Consider the following 22,431-nt stretch of genomic DNA (forward strand, 5'->3'; position numbering starts at 1 on the left):
CATGAATTACGGCATCGCGTTCACACCGCTTGTTCCCTCGATCGTGCTGTGGCTCGCGCTCGCCGCGATCGTCGTCATTGCGCTTGTGCTGCTGCTGGCGCGCGCGCGCGGCGCTGCGGTGCGCGTGGCCGCGCTGGCGCTGTTCCTGCTGGCGCTCGCCAATCCCTCCTTCACGCGCGAGGACCGTGATCCGCTCACCTCGGTCGCCGCCATCGTCGTCGACAAGAGCCCGAGCCAGAACTTCGGCAACCGCACTCGCGAAGCTGCGCAAGCGCAGGAGGCGCTGGTCGACAGCCTGAAGAAGATCAAGGGCCTCGAGGTCCGCGTCGTCGACGCCGGACAGGCCGACGGCGAGACCGACGGCACGAAACTGTTCGGGGCACTGGCCTCGGCCTTGGCGGACGTCCCGGTCGACCGCGTCGCCGGCGCGTTCCTGATCACCGACGGCCGCGTCCACGATATTCCGGCGAACGCCACCGCGCTCGGCTTCCAGGCGCCGGTGCACGCGCTGGTCACCGGCCAGAAGGACGAGCGCGACCGCCGCATCGCGATCACCGCCGCACCGCGCTTCGGCATCGTCGGGCAGACCCAGACCATCTCCTACCGCCTCGATGACCAGGGTGTCACCGGCGAGCGTGCCAGGGTCACGGTCCGCCGCGACGGCGAGGTCATCAACGAGCGCACGCTGTCGAGCGGCCAGGCCGCGAGCGTCGACGTCGACATCAAGCATGCCGGGCCGAACATCGTCGAGATCGAGGCTTCGCCGCTCGAGCGCGAATTGACGCCGGTCAACAACCGCGCCGTGGTGGCCATCGACGGCGTGCGCGACAAGCTGCGCGTGCTCCTAGTCTCGGGCGAGCCGCATTCGGGCGAGCGCACCTGGCGCAATCTGCTCAAGTCCGACGCCAGTGTCGACCTCGTCCATTTCACCATTCTGCGCCCGCCGGAGAAGCAGGACGGCACGCCGATCAACGAATTGTCGCTGATCGCGTTTCCGACCCGCGAGCTGTTCCAGCAGAAGATCAACGAATTCCAGCTGATCATCTTCGACCGCTACGCCCGCCAGGGCGTGCTGCCGATCCCTTATTTCGAGAACATGGCGCGTTACGTTCGCGCAGGCGGCGCTGTGCTGGTCTCGGCCGGCCCCGACTATGCCTCGAACAGCAGCATCTGGCGCACGCCGCTGGATTCGGTGCTGCCGGCCGAGCCCGTCGGCGTCACCGAGAAGCCGTTCTATGCGCATCTGTCCGACATCGGCAAACGTCATCCCGTCACGCGCGGGCTGGAAGGCTCCGCCAGCGAGCCGCCGCGCTGGAGCCGGTTCTTCCGCACCGTCGACACCCGCAACGCGGTCAACCCGCCCGTCATGACCGGCGTCGACGGCAAGCCGCTGCTGTTCCTGTCGCGCTTCGGCGAGGGCCGCGTCGCGCTCCTGCTGTCCGACCACATCTGGCTGTGGGCGCGCGGCTATGAGGGCGGCGGCCCGCATCTCGACCTGCTCCGGCGGATGTCGCACTGGCTGATGAAGCAGCCTGATCTCGACGAAGAAGCGCTGCGCCTCCAGGTGCAGGGCAAGGACCTCGTCGTGGTGCGTCAGACCATGGCGGACAGCGTCCAGCCTGTCAGCGTGACCTCGCCGTCGGGCGTGTCGCAGGATCTGACGCTCTCGCCCGGCGATCCCGGCGAGTGGCGCGCCAGCCTGCCGGCCAACGAGCTCGGCCTGTGGCAGGCCACCGACGGCACGCTGAAGGCGCTGATCAATGTCGGCCCGACCAATCCGAAGGAGTTTTCGGAAGTGACCTCCACGGTCGATACGTTGAAGCCGCTGACACAGGCGACGGGCGGCGATGCCGTGCGGGTGGCCGCCGGCTCGAGCGTCGAGCTGCCGCGCATCCTGCCGGTGCGCTCGGTCGGCATGTTCCACGGCGACGGCTGGATGGGCGTGCGGATGCGCGATGCCAGCGTGGTCAAGGGCGTCGGCGTGCTGCCGATCTTCTCCGGCCTGATCGGTCTTCTGCTGCTGCTCGGCGCATTCGCGGCGACCTGGGTCCGCGAGGGGCGCTAGTTGCCCGAACGACACATCGGCTGGGCGGCCTGCATGCGCCGATCCCGCCTGCCGTTGACATCCGCTGACCGATCGGGCGATGTTATACTATAACATCGCGGCGTCCTGGGATTGACGCCCCGGTGTGGGGGTGGCGTTTCCAGATGAAGTGGTTCCGGTCGAATAGCAGGCACGGCGCCCGGCTCGCGTTGTTCGCGATGCTGGTGCAGCTCGCGCTGACGTTCGGCCACAGCCATTGGTTCGCGCAGGCCGCGCCCCTTGCTCAATCGTCCGCCCAGCAGACCGACAGCGCCAAGGACAGCACCAAGGGCGTTGCTGCGATCGATCGCGCCGCGGTGCAGACGCAGTCGCCGGCCGGCCCTGACCGCGAGCATTCGGGCGAAGATAATTGTGCCATCTGCGCCATCATCGCGATGGCGGGCACAATCGTGTCGGCGACGCCGCCCGTGCTGTTGCTGCCGCAGGCGATCGAGCTGCTCCAGCGCACCCTCGACGCCGAGTTCGCTCATCTGACATCGGCCGGCACGGCGTTCCAGCCGCGCGCCCCTCCTGTTTCCTGATCTCCAACGCTTGATCACGCCCAGCCTCGCCGCGCATCGGCAAGTGCCTGGGAGAAGTTGAAGTCGAATTCCGTCGCATAGCGACGGCAGGCCGCCTCCGATCAGCAGAGCATCATCCGGACGGCGCCTGAGTGGAATCAGGACCATGTCATTTCAATTGCGACGCGCGCAGCGCCTTGGCGGAGCAAGCCTGCTCCTGCTCGGCGCCGCCGCTACAGCTGCGTTCGCCCAAGACTCGGCGCAACAGCCGGCACAGGACAAATCGTCGACCGAGATCCCCGCCGTCACCGTGACGGCGCCGAGCCCGATCGTGCGTCGAGCGGTGCCGTCGCGCAACGCAGGCCGCGGCACGCGGACCGCGCGGGTGCGCAGCCGCGAGCAGACGGCGGAAGCGGCGCCGGCAGCGCCCGTGCCCGCCGCGCCTCAGCAGGGCGTGCTGCCGATCGTGACAAACCAGTTCGCCACCGTCACCGTGGTGCCGAACGAGGAGATCCGCCGCGAGGGCGGCGGTCAGCTCGGCGATCTCCTGTTCTCCAAGCCCGGGATCACCGGATCGAGCTTCGCGCCCGGCGCCTCCAGCCGGCCGATCATCAGGGGTCTCGACGTCAACCGCGTCGGCATCGTCGAGAACGGCACCAATGGCGGCGGCGCCTCCGACCTCGGCGAGGATCATTTCGTCCCGATCGATCCGCTCGCGACCAACCAGGTCGAGGTGGTGCGCGGGCCGGCGGCGCTGCGCTACGGCTCGACCTCGATCGGCGGCGTGGTCAGCGCCACCAACAACCGGATTCCGGATGCGCTGCCCTCCTGCGCGCCGTCGTTCCAGGCCTACGGCCTGCCGACCAAGGCCCCGCTCGCGAACGCTGCGACGTCGCCCTGCGTCACCTCGGAGACGCGCACCGCGTTCTCTTCGGTCGACCGCGGCATCGAGAGCGGCGTGCTGCTCGACGCCGGCGGTGGCAATTTTGCCTTCCATGCCGACGCCTATGGCCGCACCACCTCGGACTATTACATCCCGAGCTATCCCTATCTGACCGACCAGTCGCGCCCCGTGAACGGCCGCCAGCCGAATTCGGCGACGCGCTCGGACGGCGCATCGATCGGCGGCTCCTACTTCTTCCAGGGCGGCTATATCGGCGCATCGATCACGCAGAACGATTCGCTCTACCACATCCCCGGCATCGACGGCGCCGACCACAAGACGCGGATCGACGCTCACCAGACCAAGATCAACGTCAAGGGCGAGTACCGCCCCGACGCGGCCGCGATCGATACGATCCGGTTCTGGGCCGGCGCGACCGACTACCGGCACAACGAGATTGGCCTTGCCGATCCCGCCGACCTCAACAGCGACGGCATCCGGCAGACTTTCACCAACAAGGAGCAGGAGATCCGCACCGAGGTGCAGCTGATGCCGTTCAACGCGCGCTTCGCCGAAGTGACGACGGCGCTGGGCTTCCAGGTCGGGCACCAGGAATTGAGCGCGCCGAGCCCCGACAATCCCGGCACGCTGTTCAACGGGCTGTGGGATCCCAACACCAACACGCGCGTCGCGGCTTACGCCTTCAACGAGTTCAAGTTCTCGGAAGCGACGCGGGCGCAGATCGCCGGCCGGATCGAGCATGTCGAGCTGCACGGCACGACGCCGAACTTCCCGGCGGATTACCTGCCCGACGGCACGCCGCAGGCGGCGATCGCGCGCAACCCGTCCTTCACGCCGAAGAGCGGCAGCATCGGGCTGTTGCAGGATCTGCCGGGCGGCATGGTCGGCAGCATCACCGCGCAATATGTCGAGCGCGCGCCGAAGGCAGCCGAGCTGTTCTCCCGCGGTGGCCATGATGCGACCGCGACTTTCGACATCGGCAATCCGAACCTCACGATCGAGACCGCGAAATCCGTCGAGCTCGGCGTGCGCAAGGCGACGGGGCCGTTCCGGTTCGAGGCGACGGTCTACTACACGCATTTCGACAATTTCATCTATCGCCGCCTCACCGGCGTGAGCTGCGACGACGATTTTGCGTCCTGCGGCACGCCGGGGGCCGAGCTGAACCAGGCGGTCTACTCGCAACGCAATGCGAACTTCCGCGGCGGCGAATTCCAGTCGCAGCTGGATATCGGCGCGTTCCAGGGCGGCATCTGGGGCATCGAGAACCAGCTCGACGTGGTCCGCGCCACCTTCTCCGACGGCACCAACGTGCCGCGGATTCCGCCGGTGCGCATGGGCGGCGGCGTGTTCTGGCGCGACGACAATTGGCTGATGCGCGTCAACCTGTTGCACGCCTTCGCGCAGAACAACGTCGCCGTGATCGCGGAGACGCCGACGGCGGGCTACAATCTCTTGAAGGCCGAGGTCAGCTACAAGACCAAGCTCGACCGCAACTGGTTCGGTGCGCGCGAGATGATGGCCGGCATCGTCGGCAACAATCTCCTCAACGAGAACATTCGCAACCATGTGTCCTACACCAAGGACGAGGTCCTGATGCCGGGCATTGGCGTGCGGGCGTTCGCGAATTTCAAGTTCTAGGTGACGACAAACACCGTCATTGCGAGGAGCCCTTGCGACGAAGCAATTCAGACTGCCACCGCAGAAAGATTCTGGATTGCTTCGCGGGGCCTGTCATCGGGCCGCGCTTCGCGCGGACCCGGTGGCTCGCAATGACGGAGTGTGAGGCGCGGCTGCTGCACTCCCAATGCTCAGCGTCGTAGCCCAGAAGGAGCGCAGCGTAATCCGGGGTCTCGCGTCGCGGGGAGACCTTCCCGGATTGCGCTGCGCTTTATCCGGGCTACGCGCCACTCCTACTTCCGCGCCTTGCTCCAATCGGGGCCGACCGCGCCCGACACGCCCTCGAAGGCGCCGTCGACGAGCTCGAACACCAGGATGCGGGCGGCATCGACGGGACCCGGCATGGTGACGCGGCCCTTCGGTACCGGCTTGAAGCCGACGCGGCTGTAATAGGGCTCGTCGCCGACCAGCAGCACCAGGCGGTGACCTTTCGCCTTGGCGTCCTTCACCGCGCGGTCCATCAACTGACGGCCGATGCCTCGGTCGCGGAACGGCGGCTCGACGGTGAGCGGCCCGAGCAGCAGCGCCGGCGTGTCGCCGATCAGGATCGGCAATTGCCTGACGGAGCCGACCAGGAGCGTGCCGATGCGGGCGGTAAAGGACAGATCGAGCAGATGGTCGACGTGCTCGCGGATCCGATAGGCGCTCAGCACGAAGCGGCCGGGGCCGAAGGTGCGTTCGTGCAGCCGCTCGATGGCCTGGGCGTCGCCGGCGGCTTCGGGAAGGATGGTCAGTGAGAGATCGTTCATGTCAATTCGCGGAGTAGCACTTGCGCCTGCGGAGGTCCATGGGCGCCATCGGTGCCGGGCCTCGCCTCTCCCCAGCGGAGCGAGCTGCAGGCCCGGCTCAGCCTGCGTCCCGGTTCGACGCCGGCTGGGACAAATAGGCCAGCATCTTCATCTCCCGCCGGCCTCGCGTCACCGTGTCGAGCACGAGCCCGGACGATGCCGCCAGCAGGGCCATGATCATCAGGCCCATCGACAGCACCGCGGTGGGCAGGCGCGGCACGAGCCCGGTTTCGATGAAGGTGATCACGATCGGGATCGCGAGGATGATCGAGGCCAGCGCCAGCAGGATTCCGATCACCGTGAAGAAGCGCAACGGCCGTTCGGAACGGTAGAGCTTCAGCATGGTGCCGAGGATGCGAAAGCCGTCGCGCCAGGTGTTGAGCTTGGAGAACGAGCCTTCGGGGCGCGCATAATAGGGCGTCTCGACCTCGGCGACCGGCAGCGACAATTCCAGCGCATAGACCGCAAGCTCGGTCTCGATCTCGAAACCGTCGGAGAGGACGGGGAAGGATTTGACGAAGCGGCGCGAGAACACCCGGTAGCCGGACAGGATGTCCTTGAAAGCGTGGCCGAAGGTCGAGGACAAAAAGCCGGTCAGCATGCGGTTGCCGGTGCGATGGCCGAGCCGATAGGCGGCCTGGACCTGATCGACGCGAAGTCCGACCACCATGTCGAGATGATCGTCGAGCAGCCTGTCGATCATGCGCGGCGCGCTCGGCGCATCGTAGGTCGCATCGCCGTCGACCAGCACATAGACGTCGGCCTCGACGTCCGCGAACATGCGGCGCACGACGTGGCCCTTGCCCTGCCGGCGCTCGCTGCGCACGATCGCGCCGGCTTCGCGCGCGACCTCGGCGGTCCGGTCGCGCGAATTGTTGTCGTAGACGTAGATCTGCGCCGAGGGCAGCGCCTTGCGGAAATCGGCCACGACGGTGGCGACCGCGGCCTCCTCGTTGTAGCAGGGCACCAGCACGGCGATGCGAAGCTGCGCTGAGGTCATCGCGACGGCACTCCGAGGCTTGTCGGCTCGCGCCCGAGCGGCGTGGCCTGCCGTGCCTGCTCCGGCTGCATCAGCCAGGCGAACGCGACGCTCCACAGCGAGAGCATCGCAATCGGCACGATGTAGTAGGGCGTGAAGATCGGATGGCTCAGGAAGAAGCCGAGATTGACGACGAGATTGCCGGCGGCGACGAGCGCCACCTGCCGCACGCTGCCCTCTCCCACCCGCAACAGAAAGGCCGTGGTGCCGATCGCCAGCACGATCAGCACGAATTGCATGTCGCGCAGATAATGGCCGAGCACGGCAAGGTCGAAGGCCGGCGCGACCACGTCGGCGCTGCCATAGGTCGTGGCCAGCGGGCTGCCGGCATTGATGGCCTGCGCAACCAGGGTCGGGGCCATGCCGACGAGGACAGCGACGCCGAAGCCGAGCCCCTGCGCGAAGCGTGACAGCGTCCGCGTCCGCAGGAACGCAAGGGCCAGATAGATGGCATAGCCGGCCGCGAGCAGCGCATTCGGCAATCTGAAATTGACGGAGGCACCGATCAGGAGGCCGACCAGCGCAATCAGCAGCACTCTGCGTTTCTCCCTGGTCAGCCACAACGCGGTCAGGAATCCCGCGACCGCGCAGAGCGCCATGGTCGGCGCGATCGAATAGCTCGCCTTGGCCGGGTTGATCATGAGATAGACGGCAAGCGCGCCGAACAGGCCGGCGCCGACGATGGCAGGCAGCGTGCGTGCCATGGCAATGCCCGTCAGCGCAAGGCCGCAGACGATCAGGCTCGCGGCGATGTACAGCGGCACCACCTGGTTGCCTTCCGGAAACAGCGCCAGCAGGAAGCCGGTGCCCGGCGGATATTGCATCACGACCTTGCCGCTCGGCATCGGGTTGTGGCACGGCCAGCGCAGCGGGTCCTGCCATTCGGCGAACGCGATCTGCTTCAGCTTGCCTTCGAAATACTGGTCGTAGTCCAGGTGGGCATTGGTGTTGAGCCCACCGATGCCGAGGCGCTGGAACAGATGCGCCTGGCGGAGATAGCAGATGTCGTCATAGACCCCGCGCGCCTCGCTCCAGCGTGACATCGTGACGATGTTGCTGGCGAGGATCGCAAGACAGATCAGGCCGAAGGCGAGCTTGGCAATTTTCATCCGGTCTTCCGTGGCGCGCGTCAAGCGGGTTACTAGCACAGGCCGCCCTCAGCGCCACGTCGCAATCAACGGCTTGCCACCGAGCACCTCGGCGATCCGCAGCCGCGTGCCGGGCGTGGTGCCCTCGGGCAACGCGGCATTGTCGAAGAACCCGCATTCGACGATCTCGCGGTTTGGCTCAGGGACGCGATCCTGCCTGAACTGCCTGACCACGTAGACCGCGACGTGGTCGCGGCGGGAGACGTGGCTGTTGAGGAAGACGCCGTGCAGGATCGCCTCGCCGGTCAGATCGATGTCGCCCTCCTCCTTGAGCTCGCGCCGCAGCGCCTCTTCCATGGTCTCGCCGAAATCGACGCCGCCGCCAGGCAAATACCAGCCGCTGACGTAGCTGTGCCTGACCAGGAAGACGCGATTGTCGGCATCCAGCACCACGGCGCGCACGCCCAGCGTCATGCCGCGGACGAGCAGGAAATAGACGTGGAAGACCCGCCGCAGCAGCGGCTCGGCTTTCCGTCGGGCTCGGTTCAGACGTTCTCCCATCAGGCTTCCTCGACGCCCCTGTTCGGGCCCTGCTTGCGCGACGCGCGCGACCTTGCCATTACAGCGGAGCAATAGCGAGGCATTCGCGCGCCATGACTCCCTTCACGCTCGCCCATCTGTCCGATCCGCATCTGGCGCCTATGCCGAAGCCGCGGCTGATCGAGCTCGCGGGCAAGCGCGCGCTCGGCTATGTCAACTGGACCCGCAACCGCCACAAGTACCAGCGCCGCGAGGTGCTCGATGCGCTCGTTGCCGACATGAAGGCGCAGGCGCCCGACCACATCGCAGTGACGGGCGATCTCGTCAACCTGGCGCTGGAGGCTGAGTTCGCACCGGCGCTGGCCTGGCTCGAAAGCGTCGGCCCGCCCGACCGCGTGACCGCGATTCCCGGCAATCACGACGCCTATGTCAGCGCGACGCGGCATCGCTTCGGCGAGACGTTCCTGCACTACATCGCCGCGGACACACCCGGCGGTGCAGCCTTCCCCGCGGTGCGCCGGCGCGGGCCGCTGGCGTTGATCAGCCTGTCCACGGCGGTGCCGACCCTGCCGCTGATGGCGACCGGCACGCTCGGGCGCGATCAGCTCGCTGCGCTTGCGGAGGTGCTCGAGCGGCTCGCGGCGGAAGACGTCTTCCGCGTGCTACTGGTGCATCATCCGCTGAAATCCAGCGCGCGGGCGAAGCGGATGACCGACGCGCCGGAGCTGCTGGCGCTGTTGAAGCGCCACGGCGTCGAGCTGGTCCTGCACGGGCACGATCACATTCATTCGACGATGTGGTTCGAGGGTCCGAACGGCAACATTCCCGCGCTCGGCGTGCCCTCGGCCTCCGCGCTCGCGCACGGACGCTATCCCGCGGCGGCGTATAATCTGTTCACGATAGAGAAGGACAATGCCGGCTGGCGCTGCGAGCAGACGGTGCGAAGCCTCGGGGCTGGATTTCAGATCGGGCAGATCAAGCATGTGCGGTTGATTTGAGGTCTCGGTCATTCCGGGGCGCGCGAAGCGCGAGCCCGGAATCCATTCATCGCCATGCGCTGCTGCCCGATGGATTCCGGGCTCATGCTGCGCATGCCCCGGAATGACGGCGGAGAGAGCCTCACCAGTTCCGCAAGACCGCGAGCACTGCGAGCCCGAACAACGCGGCAGCGCCGAGCACGAAGCCGAACACGAACGGCCAGAGGCGCGAGCGGCGCGGCGGCGCGGCGGCCGGGGCCTGCGGTTCGGGCGCGATCACCATCGCACGCTCGCGCTCGATCATGCGGCGCGCGACATAGTCGATGACGGCCTCGACGATCATTGCGGTGTCGTGCGATTCGGCGAGCACGATGCGGCCGAAGCGGGTGTCCTGGACGAATCGGTACATCCGCTTGTCGCGGCCCATCACGATGTGGGCGACGACGTCGATCCAGAGCCGCGGCGTATCGCCCTGGCTGATGCCGCGGTCGAACAGGTCGATCTGATCGGGCACCTGCGCGAACAGGGGATCGAGCGCGTCGTTGAGGATCTCGAGCCGCGCCACCTCGGCGTCGCGCAAATCGACGACGACGCCGGTCCGGTCGGCCGCCTCAATCCGCGCGCGCAGCAACGCATCGCGCAGCCGCACCGGGCGCGGCTGGCCGGGATGGGTCCCGCTGGTCTCGGGCTCTGACATTGTCGGCCTCGTCCTCGACTTATCCCGATTAACCTATCAGCAACCAAACCCTCCGCAAAGGCCCACAATTCCAGAGACTTACGGCGCCCACAGCCGTTTCGCCTGTGCCAAAAGCAGACGATCCCACCCAGGCTTGAGGCCTGGATGGGACCATCCGTCCTTGGACGTCTTCTTGTTTCAGATTGTTTCAGCTCGGCAGCTGCCGATCAGGCTGCCGGGGCGCGCTGCGGCTCTTCAACGATCGAGAAGCGGACGCCGGCCTTGTGGCGGCTCTCTTCCGATACCTCGCGCCAGCAGTCCTCGGCTTCCTTGCGGGTCTTGAACGGACCTTTGACCTGGGCCGAGCCTTCGACGAGCTTGTGGAAGTTCATCGAGCCGAACTCGCCGCCGATCACCCAGAAATTGCTGCCTTTGGTCATTGTCAGTCTCCTGTTGAGGTGCGTGACCGGCCTGGACTCCAACCTGGCTTCCAGACCGGTCCGATCCGCCGTTAGCCGAACTGGTTCATCGTGTTGTGGGCGCCGCCCGCCTTCAGGGCAGCTTCGCCCGCGAAGTACTCCTTGTGGTCGTCACCGATGTCGGAGCCGGCCATGTTCTGGTGCTTCACGCAGGCGATGCCCTGACGGATCTCGGCGCGCTGGACGTTCTTGACGTAGCCGAGCATGCCCTGCTCGCCGAAATACTCGCGGGCGAGATTGTCGGTCGAGAGCGCCGCCGTGTGATAGGTCGGCAACGTGATCAGGTGGTGGAAGATGCCGGCGCGCTTGGCCGAATCCGCCTGGAAGGTGCGGATGCGCTCGTCGGCTTCCTTCGCCAGCGGCGTGTCGTCGTACTCCGCCTTCATCAGCTCGGCACGGTTGTACTTGCTGACGTCCTGGCCCGCTTCCTTCATCGCGTCGTAGACCTGCCAACGGAAGTTGAGCGTCCAGTTGAACGACGGCGAGTTGTTATAGGCGAGCTTGGCGTTCGGCACGACCTTGCGGATGCGGTCGACCATGCTGGCGATCTGCTCGATATGCGGCTTCTCGGTCTCGATCCAGAGCAGGTCGGCGCCGTTCTGCAGCGAGGTGATGCAATCGAGCACGCAGCGGTCTGCACCGGTGCCGGGACGGAACTGGTAGAGGTTGGAGGGCAGCCGCTTCGGGCGCATCAACTTGCCGTTGCGGTTGATGATGACGTCGCCGTTCTTGGCGTTCTCCGCGGTGATTTCCTCGCAATCGAGGAAGCTGTTGTACTGGTCGCCGATGTCGCCGGGCTTGTGGCTGACCGCGATCTGCTGCGTCAGGCCGGCGCCGAGCGAGTCGGTGCGGGTCACGACGATGCCGTCTTCGACGCCGAGCTCGAGGAAGGCGTGGCGGCAGGCGCGGATCTTCGCCAGGAAGACGTCATGCGGCACGGTGACCTTGCCGTCCTGGTGGCCGCACTGCTTCTCGTCGGAGACCTGGTTCTCGATCTGCAGCGCGCAGGCACCCGCCTCGATCATCTTCTTGGCAAGCAGATAGGTCGCCTCGGCGTTGCCGAAGCCGGCATCGATGTCGGCGATGACGGGGACGACGTGGGTCTGGAAGTTGTCGATCTTCTCGATCAGCTCCTTCTCGCGGGCCTTGTCGCCTTCCTTGCGCGCCTTGTCGAGCAGACGGAAGATGTCGTTGAGCTCGCGCGAATCGGCCTGACGCAGGAAGGTGTAGAGCTCCTCGATCAGCGCCGGCACCGAGGTCTTCTCGTGCATCGACTGATCGGGCAGCGGACCGAACTCGGAGCGCAGCGCCGCGATCATCCAGCCCGAGAGATACAGATAGGTGCGGTCGGTCTTGCCGCCGAAGTGCTTCTTGACCGAGATCAGCTTCTGCTGGGCGATGAAGCCGTGCCAGCACCCAAGCGACTGCGTGTACTTGGTCGGATCGTTGTCATAGGCCGCCATGTCGGCCCGCATCAGCGCCGCGGTGTAGCGGGCGATGTCGAGGCCGGTCTTGAAACGGTTCTGCAGGCGCATGCGTGCGACCGCCTCGGCGGACACCCCGTTCCAGGTCGGCTTGGTCTCGAGGAGCGCCTGGGCCGCCTTGATCTCGTCCTGATACGAGGCCGGGCGCTGGAGCGCGTTGATGCCGCGGGGCTGGTAATTCATGTGCCTATCCTTTCGCTGACGACCGATGGCTGGCCATCGACATTCTTGACAATGCATTGCGAGATGCGTGTCAGGAGCTAAACGCGAAAAGACAAAGTTCGTACAGATGGCTTGTTTTTTATTGGTGATGTCATGTAACATCTGAACGTGTAATAGATGTTATTTTGTAAAACTTGTAAAAGTTTAGGTCAGCGGTCCTGACCTTTGATGAGCCTGGAGATTGAGACATGCCCGCCGAGTCCGGCAAGAAACTCTTCGTCGGCCCGCGCTTCCGGCGGATCCGGCAGCAATTGGGGCTGTCGCAGACCCAGATCGCCGAGGGGCTCGGGATCTCGCCGAGCTATATCAACCTGATCGAGCGGAACCAGCGCCCCGTCACGGCGCAGATCCTGCTGCGGCTGGCCGAGACCTACGACCTCGACTTGCGCGACCTCGCCACCGCCGACGAAGACCGCTTCTTCGCCGAGCTGAATGAGATCTTCTCCGATCCCTTGTTCCGGCAGATCGACGTGCCCAAGCAGGAGCTGCGCGACCTCGCCGAGCTCTGCCCGGGCGTCACCCATGCGCTGCAGCGGCTCTACGCGGCCTATACCGAGGCGCGCCAGGGCGAGACGCTGGCGGCGGCGCAGATGGCCGACCGCGACGTCGGCACGCGCTTTGAAGCCAATCCGGTCGAGCGCGTGCGCGAGCTGATCGAGGCCAACCGCAACTATTTTCCGGAGCTGGAGCAGGCCGCGGAAAATCTGCGCGACGAGCTGAACGTGCCCGCCGAGGGGCTGTATGCGGCGCTGGTCGCGCGCTTGCGTGAGAAGCACTCGATCCAGACCCGCATCATGCCGGTCGACGTGATGCGCGAGACGCTCCGCCGCTTCGACCGCCACCGCCGGCAGCTGCTGATCTCGGAGCTGGTCGATCCGCCCGGCCGCGCATTCCAGCTCGCCTTCCAGCTGGGCTTGGGGGAATGCGCGCAGGCCCTGGAGACCATCATCGGCCGTGCCGGCCCGCTGGACGATGCGCCCCGCCGGCTGTTCCGCATCACCCTCGGCAATTATTTCGCGGCCGCCGTGATGATGCCCTACCCGGCGTTCCTCGCGGCCGCCGAAGCGCTGAACTACGACATCCACGTGCTGGCACAGCGCTTCAATTCCGGCTTCGAGCAGGTCTGCCACCGCCTCACCACGCTGCAGCGGCCGAACGCGCGCGGCATTCCGTTCTTCCTCTTGCGCGTCGACAATGCCGGCAACGTCTCCAAGCGTTTCTCCTCCGGCACGTTCCCGTTCTCGAAATTCGGCGGCACATGTCCGCTCTGGAACGTGCACTCGACCTTCGACACGCCGGATCGCCTGCTCAAGCAGGTGATCGAGCTGCCCGACGGCACGCGCTATTTCTCGATCGCGCAGATGGTGCGCCGCCCCGTCGCGCCGCATCCGCTGCCGCAGCCGCGCTTCGCCATCGGCCTCGGCTGCGAGATCCGCCACGCCGCGCGCCTGACCTACGCCACCGGCATGGACCTGGAGAAGGCCGAGGGCACCCCGATCGGCGTCAACTGCCGCCTCTGCGAGCGTGAGAACTGCGCCCAGCGCGCCGAGCCGCCGATCACGCGCACGTTGATTCTGGACGAGACGACGCGGCGGGTGTCGAGCTTTGCGTTCTCGAATGCGCGGGAGTTGTGAGGGGGCGCAGCTGCCTCCTCGTCATTGCGAGCGAAGCGAAGCAATCCAGACTGTCTCCGCCGTGACAGCCTGGATTGCTTCGTCGCCTGCGCAAAATTGCTTCGCAATTTTGTCGCGGGCTCCTCGCAATGACGCGAAGTCACGCCAGCGTATGCACGATCACCGGCCCCGCCACGGCGCGCGCGTCGCCGGCGAGCAGCGGGCCGAGATCCTTCTCGATCCAGGCGATGGCGCGCTTGTTCGCCTCCTCGGCCTGCTCGAACTTGTCGAAGATCGAGATCGCGGTGACCGTGTCGTCGCCGGCATAGACGACGTAATAGGCGCGGAAACCCTCGACGTCGCTGATGATGGGAACGGCGCCGTCCTTGATGCGGCGCGTCAGCTCTTCCGCACTCCCGCTTTTCGCCTTGGCCTGACGGATGGCGGCATACATGGCATCCTCCCCTTCCGGCTGTCTGGACTTCCGGGCCTGTTGCCCGGATGCGGATGTTACGCCGAACTGTGCCGCCGATCCACGCTTGGTTAATCCTCTCCTAATCCATCTCCGCGATCTGCAACCAACGGTTAAGCACGCCTCAACATCGGCGCCTTAGTCTCGCCGCACTCACTTTTCGCAAACAAGGGCGGCCTAATCTGCCGGGCGAAGTGACATCAGGGGGTTCATCATGCGCATTGCGTTGCTGCTGACCGCAACCATCGTCGGCGCGCTGTTCGCCAATCCGTCCCGTGCCGGGTCGCTCGATGCCGACGCGGCGCAGTCGCTGCCGCCGGGCTTCCAGAGCTATCGCGGCTACATGTTCGACCTGTCGGAGAATTCCGACCGCAAGGACGTCGACAAGCTCACGGACAATCTGAAGCAGCAGATCGACGCCGTCGAAGCGGCCGGCCTGTCGCCCCGCGTGCTGCGCTTCTTCCGCACCGTGCCGATCATCGCGAGCGAGCTCGCCTGCCTCGATGAAGGCGCCGCAACCGCCTGCTACGGCCGCGTCGCCCCCAACGTCGAGCGCCGCGTGCCGCGGACGCTGACGGTGTGGGATCCTGCCAAGCAGCGCTGGACCAATCCGAATGCCGTCGACCTCGCGGTCGATTCCGGGCTCGGCGTGATCATGCTGCGGCCCGACATGATGCGCTACGAGAAGGAGGCCGTGCTGCTGCACGAGCTGCTGCATGCCTATCACGCGCGGCTGCTGCCCGACGGCTACGCCAACAAGGGCGTGATCGCCTATTACGCCCTGGCCAAGTCCAAGGATCTCCTGCCCAAGGAATCCTATGCGATGAAGAATCCCATGGAATTCTTTGCGGTGACCGCCAGCATCTTCCTGGCCGGCAAAAGCGAATTCCACGATCCGAAGTCGCGCGAGGCGCTCAAGGAGAAGATGCCGGACTATTACAAATACCTGGTCGGCGTGTTCGGTTTCGACCCCGAGCCGGCAGCCTCGAACGGCCCGGTCGCCTCGCTCAAGTGAGCGGAAGGCGCCAAGCCAAGCCAAAGAGCCGCGCGAACAGCGCGGCTTTTTTGTTTCGCACGCCGGAAGCTGCGGATGACGCACCGCCGGGAATTGCCAAGGCGGGGTCCGATCTGCATAGTCCCGCCCGCATCGATAGCGTTTTTCGAAGGGGATGAGAGAACATGGCGGACGCCGACCTGGATGTCGTGATCCGGCAACTGGCCAGACAGCTGCATACGGGCCTGATGACCCGTGCCAAGGAGCGGCGGGATCGCTTCAACAGCCTTGCGGCCAAGGCCAAGGGCAAGGAGACCGGCGAGCGCTTCAAGATGATGGCTAAGGCCACCATGGAGCAGGCCAATGCGGCCGCCAAGCGCCTGCAGATGTCCGCCGACAACGTCGCCGACAGCTACGCGCGATCGATGCGCCTGGCCGCCAGCACGCCTGTTACTGTGAAGGCGGAGAAGAAGGCAAAGGACGAGAAGCCGGCGAAGAAGGCCGCAAAGAAAGCGAAAGCGAAAAAGAAGACGTAGTCGTTGTCGTTGCGCCTCCCCGATCGCCGCCGCGGGATTGGCGATCTGGAGGCTCGCCGGCCTGTCGCCTTTTCAGCTCCGGCTTGATCGGATCGCCGCGTTGCGCGTTTGCGACACGCTCCCGCGTGCCCGCCGCCGCAATCGGTCGGTCGCGATCTCCAACGATTCCTCCCGCCCTAACGCGCGATGCGATTAGGATGAATCGTCATCGCGCTTTAGGCTATTGATTGAGCATGATCTTTTCGGAAAACCGCTGCACACTTTTCCGGATCATGCTTTAGCATGTGCTGCTCGAACACAGTCGAGCGACATCCTCACATGTATCGCCTCAAGCTATCGAGAAATCGCTGTTTCTCACCAGGCGCGTAGCCTTGGGACGCTCCATAATAGGGTTCATTGAACTGGTTATAGGGTGCAGCCCGGTACTGGATCGGCGGCCTCGGTGGCGCGTAGGTCTGGCGATGATGACGCCGAGAGTTCCCTCTGGCTGCCGCACCGGCGTAATACGGATTGAGGACGCACATCTGACCGTTTGCCGATGCCCTGCATTGGTCCATCGTCGTGAAGCTGCATCGGTAGTAAGGGGTCATTCCGCGAGAAACCACGTTCAAGCAAACGGGAAAAGCCGGGTCATATCTTTGAGCCCGAGCGTCTCCCGCTGTCAGGGCGATACCCACGGTCAAAATCGTCAAAGCCCATTTGCACATTGGAAGCTCCTCCAAGCGCGTACGACACGGATGCACTCTGGCCCCGGACAGTAGAGATCCAACTCATATTAGCCTAGTTGGTTCATGCGCGCAGCGGGCAGCCGACAGACGTGCTCTCGCATCTCTCACCTGTCGCGCCGCTATACGGCAAGCCACCTGTCCTACAGACGCATCGTAGGGTGGGCAAAGCGAAGCGTGCCCACGCATCTGTTGTCGTATTGAAACAATCGTGGGCACGGCGCGAAGTGCGCCTTCGCCCACCCTACTACGATTCCGGGGTCGCGGAGAGACTCCCCTCACCTTCGCGGCGCGGCAACCTGTGTCGGCTCGGCGCTGGCGAGTTCCGCGAGCTTGGCGCGCGCGGCCTCTCGCGCGTGAGCGTCCTTGCCGGCGGGCAGCGCCAGCGCGGCCTCGAAATCGGCGCGAGCGTCGTCGGCCTGGCCGCGGGCGAGGAACGCAAGGCCGCGATCGAGACGGGCCTGCGCATCGGAGGGATCGAGGCGGACGGCCGTGCTGTAGCTCAGGATGGCGCGGTCGAGATCGCCGGTGGCGGCAAGCGCGAGACCGCGCTGGTGATAGGGTGCGGCGAGCTTGGGATCATGCGCGATCGCCTCGTCGTAATCGGCAATGGCAAGCTCGAGGTCGCCGTTCTGCCGGCGCGCCAGCGCCCGGTCGCGATAGAGCGAAGCGCGGTTGGGATTGAGGTGGATGGCTTGGTCGAAATCGGCGATCGCCCGCCTGAAGTCGCCGTGACGCAGCGCGATCCGCCCGCGCCCCGCATAGGCGAAAGCGATCAGCGAGCCGCGCAACGGCGAGAAGCCGATCACGGCCGAGCAGATGTCGGGATCGTCCTCGTCGCCGCAATTGACGACCATGTGCGTGGACAAGCCGACGAGCACGCAAAGGACGATCAGCAATGGTACGGCAAATCTGGTCATCTTCGACGGTGGCCGGCAGCAGGCCGGCCACGCATCCCCTTTCGAAGGAATGGTCACCTCGAAGGTGTTAACACCGGTCGGGGACGCCCCTGTGTGCGCCAGATCACAAAGCCAGCCGCAAATCCTTGCCGGTTCCGTCAGCCCCAAGGACCACGTGAAGATCCGCGTGAAGAGGAGCGGCCCCAGGGACCGCGCGGCGGATAGTTCTCGTTGGCGCCGACCGACGGCGCCGCACGCGCGCCGAGCTCGGCCGCGAGTTGCTGGAGCGCGGCGACGCGGTTCTGCGTCGAGGGGTGGGTGGCGAACAGATTGTCCACGCCATGACCCGACAGCGGATTGATGATGAACATGTGCGCGGTCGCAGGGTTTCGCTCAGCCTCGACGTTCGGCACCTGGTGCGCGGCACCCTCGATCTTCACCAGCGCGGAGGCCAGCCACATGGGCTGTCCGACGATGCGCGCGCCGAGATTGTCGGCGGCATATTCGCGGGTACGGCTGATCGCCATCTGCACCAGCATGGCGCCGAGCGGAGCGAGGATCATCAACAGGATCGAGCCGATGATGCCCGGACCGTTGTTGTTGTCGCGGTGGCCGCCGAAAAACATGCCGAACTGGGCGAGCATCGAGATCGCGCCGGCAATGGTCGCGGTAATAGTCATCAGCAGCGTGTCGTGATGCTTGATGTGCGCGAGCTCGTGCGCGATCACGCCGGCGAGCTCCTCGCGGCTGAGCTGGTTGATCAGACCGGTGGTGACGGCGACCGCGGCGTTTTCCGGATTACGGCCGGTTGCGAACGCGTTGGGCTGGACCTCATCCATTACGAACACGCGCGGCATCGGCAGGCCGGCACGGCTGGCAAGCTCGGCGACGAGGCCGACCAGCTCCGGCGCGGTCGAACGATCGACCTCATGAGCGCCGTACATCGACAGCACCATGCGGTCGGAGTTCCAGTAGGTGAAGAGATTGGTTGCGGCGGCAATGACGAGCGCGATCATGGCGCCCGAGGCGCCGCCGATCAGATAGCCGACGCCCATGAACAGGGCGGTCAGGCCTGCGAGCAGCATTGCGGTACGAAGATAGTTCATGGCCGTCTCTCCTGGAGCGGCCGCGGGCGCGAGCCTCTGGCCGGCTCCCCCGAAGTATGAATGCCGCCGACGACCGCAAGGTTCGTGCGTCGCCGGGCCGCAGATCCATTGCAGGTGCGGCCAGCCTTTCCACTCCCGCTAAACCTTGACGGGGATTTGTGCAAAAACACACGTGGAGACTTAGCAACCTGGAAAGCGCGGGGTTGGCTTAATCCGCGGTAACCGGGCACGTCGCACGGTTTTGTGCATTGACCGGTTCCGTTGGCATCTCGTCAGCAAGGTGACCGTCATGATGGACCGCTCACGCGCCGCTTCCGTCGACCCTACATCCACTCCCTCCCCTAACGAGAGCAAGACTGACGCGAAGGGCTTGCAGGAGGCACTGCACGAGCAGCTGTTCGCCCACGACGAAGCCGGCCACCAATCCGATGGGCAGACTGCGCCGGAACCAGAACGCCGCCGGCTGTATCTGCGGCGCGGGGCCAAGATTGCCATCGGGCTCGCCATCATCGCCGTGTTCGGCTGGCTGCCGCTGCGCGCGATCTGGGAGCATTCGAGCGTCGAGGCGGTGCTGAATTCCCGCCTCGTCACCTTGCGCACGCCGATCGGCGGCCGTGTGGCGGCTGCTCAGCGCTTCAGCGACCAGGCCAAGCTCGAAGCCGGAACCGTGGTTCTGCGCGTCGTGAACTCGCGCAGCGATCGGACCCGGCTCGACGATCTCCGGCGGCAGAAAGCGCGCCTTGAAAACGAGCGGCCGAGCCTTGCCGCCAAGCTTGCCTCGGCGAAGGCCGCACAAAAGGATCTTGCGCGGCAGGCCACCCAATTCCGCGAGGGGCGCGTGCTCCAGCTCGAGGCGCGCATTGCGGAGATCCAGACCTCGATCGAGGCGGCGGCCGCGCGGCGGGACGAGGCCAGCGCCGCTGTCGAGCGCGCCTCCTCGCTGGCGAAATCCGGCAATGTCTCGACGGTCGAGCTGGCGCGCCTGACGCGCGAGCTTTCGGTCTCGCAACAGACCGAGCTCGGCGCGCGCAAGCGGCTGGACGCGGCCAAGGTCGAGCTTGCCGCGGCACAGAACGGCTCCTTCCTCGGCGACAGCTACAACGACCGGCCAAGCTCGGTGCAGCGCGAGGAAGAGATGCGCCAGCGCGCCGGCGACCTCGAGGCCGATCTTGCACGCACCGACACTGAGATCGCCTGGCTCGCCAACGAGATCATCGTGGAAGAGGTCCGCTTCGCCGATCTGTCCGAAGCCAACATCACGACACCCGTCGCAGGACCGGTCTGGGAGATGATGACCTCGCCGGGCGAGGACGTGCAGGCCGGTCAGCCCCTGCTCAAAGTGCTCGACTGCAGCGGCGCCGTCATCACCGCCAATGTCACCGAGAACGTCTACAACCGCTTGCAGCTCGGCGATCGCGCCACCTTCGAGCCGAATGATGGCGGCGAGCCGATCTCCGGCAGCGTGGTCAATCTGACCGGCGCCGCCGGCGCGCCCGCCAATCTCGCGATCAATCCGGATGCGCTGAGCAAGGAGCCCTATCGCGTGACCGTGGCATCACGCGATGCCGCCGCCCGCGCCTGCACCGTCGGACGCACTGGCCGCGTCGTGTTCGCCCGGCACGAGACCACGCCGTGACGACGGCGCTGACGCCCGGCATGATTGCGCTCGGCGCGTTCATGGCGATCGTGCCGCTGCTCAGGCGCGACAGCACGATGGCGCGCTCGTTCCTGGCCGTCGTATCGGTGGCGTTGCTGCTGCGCTATCTTCATTGGCGTGTCACGTCGACGCTCCCGCCACCGCATCTGACTGTCGACGCCGTGATCGGTTACCCTTTCATGCTGCTGGAGGCGGCCTCGCTGGTCGCGGTCGCGCTATCGCTGTTGTTCCTGAGCCGGACGCGCGACCGCACCGGCGCGGCGAGGATCGACGACCGCGCCACCGACCCGCGCGCACCATTGATCGATGTCTTCATCTGCACCTACAACGAGGAACGATCGATCCTCGAGCGCACGATCATCGGCGCGACCGGTATGGACTACGGCAACTATCGCGTCTGGGTGCTCGACGACGGAAGACGGCCCTGGCTGCGGCGCCTGTCGGGCGAGCTCGGATGCCATTATCTGACGCGGCCGGACAACCGGCACGCCAAGGCGGGCAATATCAACCACGCACTCAAGCATGTCGGCGCGCTGCCGGAGCGGCCGGAGTTCGTCGCCATTCTCGATGCGGACTTCGTGCCGCGGCCGGACTTCCTGGCGCGCACCATCTCGCTCATGGACGATGCGTCGGTCGGGGTGGTGCAGACGCCGCAGCACTTCATCAATCCCGACCCGATCCAGACCAATCTTGCCGCGACTGACGTCTGGCCCGACGAGCAACGATTCTTCTTTGACATCCTCATGCCGGCGAAGGATGCGTGGAGCGTCGCGTTTTGCTGCGGCACCTCATCCCTCATTCGCTACGCCGGGCTGGTGCAGATCGGCGGATTTCCGACCGACTCGGTGACCGAAGACTACCTCGTCACCCTGCGCCTGAAGGAATGCGGCCTCAACACGATCTATCTCAACGAGCGCCTGACGATCGGGCTCGCGCCCGAAGGCCTGAAGGAATACATCACCCAGCGCGCGCGCTGGTGCCTCGGCTTGATGCAGATCGTACGCGGCCGCAGCGGACCGCTCTCGCGGAAGTCGAAGCTTGCCTTCATCGACCGGCTCTCGCTGGTCGACGCCTTCATGAGCTGGGCCGCGGTCTACACCTCGAAGGTGGCCGGCCTTGTGGTGCCCTGGCTGTTCCTGCTGTTCGGCATCAAGGCTGTCCGGGCCGACCTGGCCGAGCTATTGCGCATCTTTCTGCCGTTCTATGTCTGGAACAGTCTCACCATGGCCTGGCTGTCGCATGGCCGTTCGCTCGCCATGATGACGGATGTCTCGCAGCTCATCGCGGCGCCCGCCGTGCTCAAGGCGGTTGCGACCGGCCTGTTGAAGCCGAAGGGACACAAGTTCAAGGTCACCGCGAAAGGCGGCGACCGCGACAGGCGCTTCGTCGAATGGCCGTTGCTGCGTCTCTATGGCACCGCCCTCCTCATCACGCTTGCGGCCATCGCTTACGCCTTCATCCTGCACCTGCACGGCGAGAACATCGCCTATGGCGGATTGGCGCTGGCCTGGAGCCTCTACAACGCGCTCATTCTCACCGTGGTCTGCTTCGTCTGCATCGAGCAGCCGCGCAAGCGCAAGGCGGAGCGGTTCAATCGCAATGAACCGGTCCTTTTGCGCCAGGATGGCAGGTCCCATCTCGCGCGGCTCGCCGACATCTCCATCACCGGGGCCCGCCTGATCGATCCCGATCCGCCGAGGCCCGGCAGCACGATCGAATGCCGGATCTATGGCCGCGCGATCGCGGCGATGGTAGTGCGGCGGACGACGGACGGATTCGCGGTGCGGTTCGAGGAGGGCCTGGACACGCGCGTGCACGCGATCAGGGCGTTTTATGCCGGCGAATATGTGCGCGCCTATCAGGGCGTCAAAGCGCTCCCGGTCGGCAAGGCGCTGCTGATGCGGCTGTTTGGATAGGCATGATCTTCTCGGAAAACCGCTTCGCACTT

General features: G+C 65.7%; 20 protein-coding genes. 9 read left to right on the forward strand and 11 right to left on the reverse strand.

What is annotated here, in order from left to right:
• Position 1 precedes the first annotated feature (1 nt).
• The 3 genes from N2602_RS30215 (at position 2) to N2602_RS30225 (ending at position 5,149) form a co-directional block, all read left to right on the forward strand.
• The gene (locus N2602_RS30215) at positions 2–2,065 is read left to right on the forward strand and encodes a hypothetical protein (protein ID WP_260380343.1); all 2,064 of its coding nucleotides are present in this window, start codon (positions 2–4) and stop codon (positions 2,063–2,065) included.
• Between the two features lie 143 nt (positions 2,066–2,208).
• On the forward strand, positions 2,209–2,625 hold the full coding sequence (locus N2602_RS30220) for a DUF2946 domain-containing protein (RefSeq protein WP_260380344.1): 417 nt from the start codon (positions 2,209–2,211) through the stop codon (positions 2,623–2,625).
• A 145-nt stretch (positions 2,626–2,770) separates the two neighbouring features.
• Positions 2,771–5,149, forward strand: coding sequence for a TonB-dependent receptor (locus N2602_RS30225; protein WP_260380345.1), 2,379 nt, complete (start codon positions 2,771–2,773; stop codon positions 5,147–5,149).
• Positions 5,150–5,421: 272 nt separating this feature from the next.
• On the opposite strand, the gene N2602_RS30230 is transcribed toward N2602_RS30225, so the two are convergent.
• The 4 genes from N2602_RS30230 to N2602_RS30245 all read right to left on the reverse strand — a co-directional run bounded on the left by N2602_RS30230 (position 5,422) and on the right by N2602_RS30245 (position 8,664).
• Positions 5,422–5,937: a GNAT family N-acetyltransferase gene (locus N2602_RS30230; RefSeq protein WP_260380346.1), complete on the reverse strand. Its 516-nt coding sequence runs from the start codon at positions 5,935–5,937 to the stop codon at positions 5,422–5,424.
• 97 nt (positions 5,938–6,034) lie between these two features.
• A complete protein-coding gene (locus tag N2602_RS30235) occupies positions 6,035–6,976 on the reverse strand; it encodes a glycosyltransferase family 2 protein (RefSeq protein WP_172785891.1) in 942 nt (313 codons plus the stop codon).
• The gene (locus tag N2602_RS30240; RefSeq protein WP_260380347.1) at positions 6,973–8,124 is read right to left on the reverse strand and encodes a hypothetical protein; all 1,152 of its coding nucleotides are present in this window, start codon (positions 8,122–8,124) and stop codon (positions 6,973–6,975) included. Before N2602_RS30240 ends, N2602_RS30235 begins: the two co-directional genes overlap by 4 nt.
• A gap of 48 nt (positions 8,125–8,172) precedes the next feature.
• The gene (locus N2602_RS30245; RefSeq protein ID WP_172785889.1) at positions 8,173–8,664 is read right to left on the reverse strand and encodes an NUDIX domain-containing protein; all 492 of its coding nucleotides are present in this window, start codon (positions 8,662–8,664) and stop codon (positions 8,173–8,175) included.
• A gap of 92 nt (positions 8,665–8,756) precedes the next feature.
• Between N2602_RS30245 and N2602_RS30250 the strand changes: the two genes are divergently transcribed.
• On the forward strand, positions 8,757–9,641 hold the full coding sequence (locus N2602_RS30250) for a metallophosphoesterase (RefSeq protein WP_172785962.1): 885 nt from the start codon (positions 8,757–8,759) through the stop codon (positions 9,639–9,641).
• 121 nt (positions 9,642–9,762) lie between these two features.
• Here N2602_RS30250 and N2602_RS30255 read toward each other — a convergent pair whose 3' ends face one another.
• From N2602_RS30255 to N2602_RS30265, 3 genes are all read right to left on the reverse strand, one after another.
• Positions 9,763–10,317, reverse strand: coding sequence for a hypothetical protein (locus N2602_RS30255; RefSeq protein WP_260380348.1), 555 nt, complete (start codon positions 10,315–10,317; stop codon positions 9,763–9,765).
• 206 nt (positions 10,318–10,523) lie between these two features.
• Complete coding sequence (locus N2602_RS30260; protein ID WP_024341447.1) at positions 10,524–10,736, reverse strand: hypothetical protein; 213 nt, start codon at positions 10,734–10,736, stop codon at positions 10,524–10,526.
• A 71-nt stretch (positions 10,737–10,807) separates the two neighbouring features.
• Positions 10,808–12,442, reverse strand: a complete 1,635-nt coding sequence (locus N2602_RS30265) for an isocitrate lyase (protein WP_260380349.1) — start codon at positions 12,440–12,442, stop codon at positions 10,808–10,810.
• 227 nt (positions 12,443–12,669) lie between these two features.
• Here N2602_RS30265 and N2602_RS30270 point away from each other — a divergent pair, with 227 nt between their 5' ends.
• Positions 12,670–14,115, forward strand: a complete 1,446-nt coding sequence (locus N2602_RS30270; RefSeq protein ID WP_260380350.1) for a short-chain fatty acyl-CoA regulator family protein — start codon at positions 12,670–12,672, stop codon at positions 14,113–14,115.
• A gap of 139 nt (positions 14,116–14,254) precedes the next feature.
• Here N2602_RS30270 and N2602_RS30275 read toward each other — a convergent pair whose 3' ends face one another.
• A complete protein-coding gene (locus tag N2602_RS30275; protein ID WP_018648871.1) occupies positions 14,255–14,548 on the reverse strand; it encodes an antibiotic biosynthesis monooxygenase in 294 nt (97 codons plus the stop codon).
• Between the two features lie 232 nt (positions 14,549–14,780).
• On the opposite strand from N2602_RS30275, the gene N2602_RS30280 reads away from it, so the two are divergent.
• Complete coding sequence (locus N2602_RS30280) at positions 14,781–15,581, forward strand: hypothetical protein (protein WP_260380351.1); 801 nt, start codon at positions 14,781–14,783, stop codon at positions 15,579–15,581.
• Positions 15,582–15,745: 164 nt separating this feature from the next.
• On the forward strand, positions 15,746–16,096 hold the full coding sequence (locus N2602_RS30285; protein ID WP_260380352.1) for a hypothetical protein: 351 nt from the start codon (positions 15,746–15,748) through the stop codon (positions 16,094–16,096).
• Positions 16,097–16,410: 314 nt separating this feature from the next.
• Here N2602_RS30285 and N2602_RS38820 read toward each other — a convergent pair whose 3' ends face one another.
• The 3 genes from N2602_RS38820 to htpX form a co-directional block, all read right to left on the reverse strand.
• On the reverse strand, positions 16,411–16,803 hold the full coding sequence (locus N2602_RS38820) for a DUF3551 domain-containing protein (RefSeq protein ID WP_212259038.1): 393 nt from the start codon (positions 16,801–16,803) through the stop codon (positions 16,411–16,413).
• 296 nt (positions 16,804–17,099) lie between these two features.
• Positions 17,100–17,741, reverse strand: a complete 642-nt coding sequence (locus N2602_RS30295) for a tetratricopeptide repeat protein (protein ID WP_212259037.1) — start codon at positions 17,739–17,741, stop codon at positions 17,100–17,102.
• Positions 17,742–17,878: 137 nt separating this feature from the next.
• Positions 17,879–18,826 carry a zinc metalloprotease HtpX gene (htpX, locus tag N2602_RS30300; protein WP_260380353.1) on the reverse strand — a complete coding sequence of 316 codons (948 nt, stop codon included), beginning with the start codon at positions 18,824–18,826 and terminating at the stop codon, positions 17,879–17,881.
• 289 nt (positions 18,827–19,115) lie between these two features.
• On the opposite strand from htpX, the gene N2602_RS30305 reads away from it, so the two are divergent.
• Both N2602_RS30305 and N2602_RS30310 read left to right on the forward strand, forming a co-directional pair.
• On the forward strand, positions 19,116–20,462 hold the full coding sequence (locus N2602_RS30305) for an HlyD family secretion protein (RefSeq protein WP_260380354.1): 1,347 nt from the start codon (positions 19,116–19,118) through the stop codon (positions 20,460–20,462).
• Entirely contained in the window at positions 20,459–22,399 is a 1,941-nt protein-coding gene (locus N2602_RS30310; RefSeq protein ID WP_260380355.1) for a glycosyltransferase, read from the forward strand. The genes N2602_RS30305 and N2602_RS30310 overlap by 4 nt, the downstream gene beginning before the upstream one ends.
• The last annotated feature ends 32 nt before the right edge of the window (positions 22,400–22,431 follow it).

It is taken from the genome of Bradyrhizobium sp. NC92, from assembly GCF_025200865.1.
Taxonomy (GTDB): domain Bacteria; phylum Pseudomonadota; class Alphaproteobacteria; order Rhizobiales; family Xanthobacteraceae; genus Bradyrhizobium.

What these genes read in the sequence shown, in the direction of transcription:
- N2602_RS30305 (WP_260380354.1), top strand. Translation starts at nt 19,116, where the DNA reads ATGATGGACCGCTCACGCGCCGCTTCCGTCGACCCTACATCCACTCCC.
- N2602_RS30255 (WP_260380348.1), bottom strand. Translation starts at nt 10,317, where the DNA reads ATGTCAGAGCCCGAGACCAGCGGGACCCATCCCGGCCAGCCGCGCCCG.
- N2602_RS30245 (WP_172785889.1), bottom strand. Translation starts at nt 8,664, where the DNA reads ATGGGAGAACGTCTGAACCGAGCCCGACGGAAAGCCGAGCCGCTGCTG.
- N2602_RS30240 (WP_260380347.1), bottom strand. Translation starts at nt 8,124, where the DNA reads ATGAAAATTGCCAAGCTCGCCTTCGGCCTGATCTGTCTTGCGATCCTC.
- N2602_RS30265 (WP_260380349.1), bottom strand. Translation starts at nt 12,442, where the DNA reads ATGAATTACCAGCCCCGCGGCATCAACGCGCTCCAGCGCCCGGCCTCG.
- N2602_RS30270 (WP_260380350.1), top strand. Translation starts at nt 12,670, where the DNA reads ATGCCCGCCGAGTCCGGCAAGAAACTCTTCGTCGGCCCGCGCTTCCGG.
- N2602_RS30275 (WP_018648871.1), bottom strand. Translation starts at nt 14,548, where the DNA reads ATGTATGCCGCCATCCGTCAGGCCAAGGCGAAAAGCGGGAGTGCGGAA.
- N2602_RS30295 (WP_212259037.1), bottom strand. Translation starts at nt 17,741, where the DNA reads ATGACCAGATTTGCCGTACCATTGCTGATCGTCCTTTGCGTGCTCGTC.
- N2602_RS30280 (WP_260380351.1), top strand. Translation starts at nt 14,781, where the DNA reads ATGCGCATTGCGTTGCTGCTGACCGCAACCATCGTCGGCGCGCTGTTC.
- N2602_RS30220 (WP_260380344.1), top strand. Translation starts at nt 2,209, where the DNA reads ATGAAGTGGTTCCGGTCGAATAGCAGGCACGGCGCCCGGCTCGCGTTG.
- N2602_RS30235 (WP_172785891.1), bottom strand. Translation starts at nt 6,976, where the DNA reads ATGACCTCAGCGCAGCTTCGCATCGCCGTGCTGGTGCCCTGCTACAAC.
- N2602_RS30260 (WP_024341447.1), bottom strand. Translation starts at nt 10,736, where the DNA reads ATGACCAAAGGCAGCAATTTCTGGGTGATCGGCGGCGAGTTCGGCTCG.
- N2602_RS30250 (WP_172785962.1), top strand. Translation starts at nt 8,757, where the DNA reads ATGACTCCCTTCACGCTCGCCCATCTGTCCGATCCGCATCTGGCGCCT.
- N2602_RS38820 (WP_212259038.1), bottom strand. Translation starts at nt 16,803, where the DNA reads ATGTGCAAATGGGCTTTGACGATTTTGACCGTGGGTATCGCCCTGACA.
- N2602_RS30215 (WP_260380343.1), top strand. Translation starts at nt 2, where the DNA reads ATGAATTACGGCATCGCGTTCACACCGCTTGTTCCCTCGATCGTGCTG.
- htpX (WP_260380353.1), bottom strand. Translation starts at nt 18,826, where the DNA reads ATGAACTATCTTCGTACCGCAATGCTGCTCGCAGGCCTGACCGCCCTG.
- N2602_RS30230 (WP_260380346.1), bottom strand. Translation starts at nt 5,937, where the DNA reads ATGAACGATCTCTCACTGACCATCCTTCCCGAAGCCGCCGGCGACGCC.
- N2602_RS30225 (WP_260380345.1), top strand. Translation starts at nt 2,771, where the DNA reads ATGTCATTTCAATTGCGACGCGCGCAGCGCCTTGGCGGAGCAAGCCTG.
- N2602_RS30285 (WP_260380352.1), top strand. Translation starts at nt 15,746, where the DNA reads ATGGCGGACGCCGACCTGGATGTCGTGATCCGGCAACTGGCCAGACAG.